The following is a 3,162-nucleotide window of genomic DNA, read 5'->3' as shown; positions in this document are numbered from 1 at the left end:
CCCCCCGCGGCCGGTGAGGGTGGCCCCGGGCACCGAGACTTGGGGGCGTGGGGCGTGCTGCCGCGGCGCCGCGCCACCGGGCTGGCGCACCACCAGGTTGGGCAGCACCAGCCGCGGCTCAGGACGCAGCGCGTACTCGGGCGTGCCATCGATGCTCAGCTCCAGCCCCAGCGACGTGCCCAGGCGTCCAAGCACCGTGGCGGTCAGCCGGTTGGGTTCAAGCTGGCGGTTCACCCACCACGCACCCGCCACCAGCAGCAGCGCGAACACGGCCAGCATCCAGGGCCAGCGTCGGCGTTGGGCGGGCTTGCCCGTCGCCGCCGTCATTCACTCACCCAGCGTGCCGGGCAGCAGCGCGTCCACGAAACCCTCGGGGTCGAACACGCGCAGGTCTTCGGTTTTTTCGCCCAGGCCGATGAAGCGGATCGGTATGCCGAACTCGCGCGCCAGGGCGAACACCACGCCGCCCTTGGCGGTGCCGTCCAGCTTGGTCACCACCAGGCCCGTCACCTGCACCGCGGCGTGGAACTGCCGCAGCTGGTTGAGCGCGTTCTGGCCGGTGGTGCCGTCGATCACCAGCAGCACTTCATGCGGCGCGTGCGGATCCACCTTGGCGATGACGCGGCGGATCTTGCCCAGTTCAGCCATCAGGCCCTGCTGGGTGTGCAGCCGGCCGGCGGTGTCGGCAATCAGGATGTCGATGCCGCGCGCCTTGCCGGCCTGGATGCCGTCGTAGGCCACCGAGGCGGCGTCGGCGTTCTGGCCCTGGGCGATCACGGCCACGTTGTTGCGCTCGCCCCACACCTGCAGCTGCTGCACGGCCGCGGCGCGGAAGGTGTCGCCCGCGGCCAGCATCAGGCTGTGGCCGTCCAGTTGGAAGCGGTGCGCCAGTTTGCCGATGGTGGTGGTCTTGCCCACGCCGTTCACGCCCACGGTGAGGATGACGAAGGGCTTGGCCGCTTCGTCTATCACCAGCGGCTTGGCGACGGGCTTGAGGATGGCCAGCAGGTCGTTGCGCAGCGCGGTGAGCAGGGCCTGGGCGTCGGCGAACTCGCGCGCCTTCATGCGCTTGCGCAGGCGTTCGATGATCTCGGTGGTGGCGGGCATGCCGACGTCGGCGCTGATCAGCGCAGTTTCCACTTCGTCCAGCAGGTCTTCGTCGAGCTTGGGGTTGCGCGAGAACAGCCCGCCCAGGCTGCGTGCGAACAGGCTGCCGCCCAGGGTGCCGCGCATGGCCTCGCGGCCCTGCGCCAGCTCGATTTCGGCGCGGGCGGCCTTTTCTTCCTGGTGCGTGGTGAACGCGCGCGCCAGGTCGTCCGGGCTGAAGCCCGTGCGTGCGGGCGCCTCGGCGGGTTTGGCCGGGGCGGGTTTGTCGGGCTTTTTCTTCAGGAAATCGAACATCGCGCTGCTTTCGCGGACAATGGCCAGATGTTACCACCCGGCCCCCGGACTCCCCGATGAACCAGCGCCCGCCCGGCTTCGTCCGTATCATCGCCGGCCACCTGCGCGGCTCGAAGCTGCCGGTGGCGGACCATCCCGGCCTGCGGCCCAGCAGCGACCGGGTGCGCGAGACCCTGTTCAACTGGCTGCAGGCCAAGGTGCCGGGGGCCCGGGTGCTGGACCTGTTCGCAGGCACCGGGGCGCTGGGCTTCGAGGCGGCCTCGCGCGGAGCCGCCGCGGTGGTGCTGGTGGAGCGTGAGCCGGCCCTGGCGCAGGCCCTGCGCGACAGCCAGGCGCGCTTCAAGCTCGAGGGCGTGCAGGTGGTGCAGGCGGAGGCGCTGGCCTGGCTTTCGGGCCCGCCCACGGCCCGGTTCGACCTGGTGTTCCTGGACCCGCCTTTCGAGGGCGGGCTCTGGGAGCCGGCGGCCCATGGGCTTGCGCCGTGGCTGGCACCCGGGGCGTGGATCTACGTCGAAAGCCCGCCGAAGTTGCAGGCTTCGTGGCCGCAGGGATGGCGGCTGCATCGGGAGGGCCAGACCCGCGACGTCCGCTTTACGTTGTTCCAGACCCGAAACGGCCAAGCGCCGGAAACCGCTGATACACTTCACGCAGATCCCTCACCGCAGGTCCAACCCACGGCATGAGCCTGGCCCGGAACCGTGTCGCGCTGTATCCCGGCACCTTCGACCCCATCACCAACGGCCATATCGACCTGGTCGCTCGCGCGTCCACGCTGTTCGACAAGGTCGTGGTGGGAGTCGCCGAAAGCCCGGGCAAGGGTCCGGCCCTGCCGCTGGACGAGCGCGTGGAGCTTTGCCGCATCGCCCTGCAGCCTTACGGCAACGTGGAGGTGATGGGATTCAACTCGCTGCTTGCGCACTTCGTACACCAGGTCGGCGCCGGCGTGCTGCTGCGCGGCCTGCGCGCGGTGTCGGACTTCGAATACGAATTCCAGCTGGCCAGCATGAACCGGCACCTTATCCCCGACGTCGAGACCCTGTTCCTGACGCCGGCCGAGCAGCACAGCTTCATATCTTCCAGCCTGGTGAGAGAGGTTGCCCGGCTAGGCGGCGACGTGTCCGGCTTCGTGCATCCGGCCGTCGTCAAGGCCCTGTCCGCCCGATGGAAGCGTTCCTGAGACCCACTAAAACAAGAGGTGTTGCCATGAATCGCGTATTTGCCCCGATCGCTGTGCTGCTTGCCCTTACCGTCCTTTCCGGCTGCGAGAAAGCCGAGGCGCCCGCCAAGGTCGAGGTCGCGTTGGTTGCGCCCACCGACGGTGACGACGCCGCATGGAAGGAATACCTGGGCCGCGTGGTCAATGCCAACCAGGCCGGCGTCACCGACCGTATCTTCCCGTACTACCTGCCCAACAACAGCAGCGAGCCGGCCGAAGGCGACCAGGACGGCAAGACCCAGTACGACCGCCAGCTCGAGAACGTGACCACGGTCGTGCAGCGCACCGTGCTGCCGGGCAACATGCTGGCCTTCGGTTCGCCCGACAGCACGCAGATGGCCAACCTGATCGTTGCCGCCTTCGCCGAGCCGGACCCGAACGCCCTGAAGGGCTCGCAGGTGCTGTTCATCGGCAGCCCGGCCGACCAGGCCCGCGTGCAGGCGGCGGTGGAAGCGGCCGGCGGCAAGTTCGTCTTCGTCGAAGCCAAGTGAGTCCCGGGGGGGGGGGGCGGGGCCCGGCCCGGGGGGGGGGGGGGGGGGGGGCGG

5 protein-coding genes are annotated in these 3,162 nt (G+C 69.7%); 3 read left to right on the top strand and 2 right to left on the bottom strand.

Features of this window, described 5'->3' with window-relative positions:
- Both K0M70_RS04830 and ftsY read right to left on the bottom strand, forming a co-directional pair.
- The coding region (locus K0M70_RS04830; protein WP_290780000.1) for a hypothetical protein at positions 1–327 on the bottom strand (327 nt) is incomplete at its 3' end.
- Positions 328–1,401 carry a signal recognition particle-docking protein FtsY gene (ftsY, locus tag K0M70_RS04825; protein WP_290779997.1) on the bottom strand — a complete coding sequence of 358 codons (1,074 nt, stop codon included), beginning with the start codon at positions 1,399–1,401 and terminating at the stop codon, positions 328–330.
- Positions 1,402–1,457: 56 nt separating this feature from the next.
- On the opposite strand from ftsY, the gene rsmD reads away from it, so the two are divergent.
- From rsmD to K0M70_RS04810, 3 genes are read left to right on the top strand one after another with little or no spacing between them, the layout of a single operon-like run.
- Positions 1,458–2,084 carry a 16S rRNA (guanine(966)-N(2))-methyltransferase RsmD gene (gene rsmD, locus K0M70_RS04820; protein ID WP_290779994.1) on the top strand — a complete coding sequence of 209 codons (627 nt, stop codon included), beginning with the start codon at positions 1,458–1,460 and terminating at the stop codon, positions 2,082–2,084.
- Positions 2,081–2,578, top strand: a complete 498-nt coding sequence (gene coaD / locus K0M70_RS04815; protein WP_290779991.1) for a pantetheine-phosphate adenylyltransferase — start codon at positions 2,081–2,083, stop codon at positions 2,576–2,578. The genes rsmD and coaD overlap by 4 nt, the downstream gene beginning before the upstream one ends.
- Positions 2,579–2,604: 26 nt before the next feature.
- On the top strand, positions 2,605–3,108 hold the full coding sequence (locus tag K0M70_RS04810; RefSeq protein ID WP_290779988.1) for a hypothetical protein: 504 nt from the start codon (positions 2,605–2,607) through the stop codon (positions 3,106–3,108).
- Positions 3,109–3,162: the final 54 nt, after the last annotated feature.

This window comes from Arenimonas sp. (genome assembly GCF_019459675.1).
Taxonomy (GTDB): Bacteria; Pseudomonadota; Gammaproteobacteria; order Xanthomonadales; family Xanthomonadaceae; genus Arenimonas.
The sequence above is the reverse complement of the archived record's forward strand: the minus strand, read 5'-3'. Positions and strand labels throughout refer to the sequence as shown.

Excerpts from the sequence above, each read along its gene's own strand:
- rsmD (WP_290779994.1), top strand. The coding sequence starts at position 1,458 with ATGAACCAGCGCCCGCCCGGCTTCGTCCGTATCATCGCCGGCCACCTG.
- ftsY (WP_290779997.1), bottom strand. The coding sequence starts at position 1,401 with ATGTTCGATTTCCTGAAGAAAAAGCCCGACAAACCCGCCCCGGCCAAA.
- coaD (WP_290779991.1), top strand. The coding sequence starts at position 2,081 with ATGAGCCTGGCCCGGAACCGTGTCGCGCTGTATCCCGGCACCTTCGAC.
- K0M70_RS04810 (WP_290779988.1), top strand. The coding sequence starts at position 2,605 with ATGAATCGCGTATTTGCCCCGATCGCTGTGCTGCTTGCCCTTACCGTC.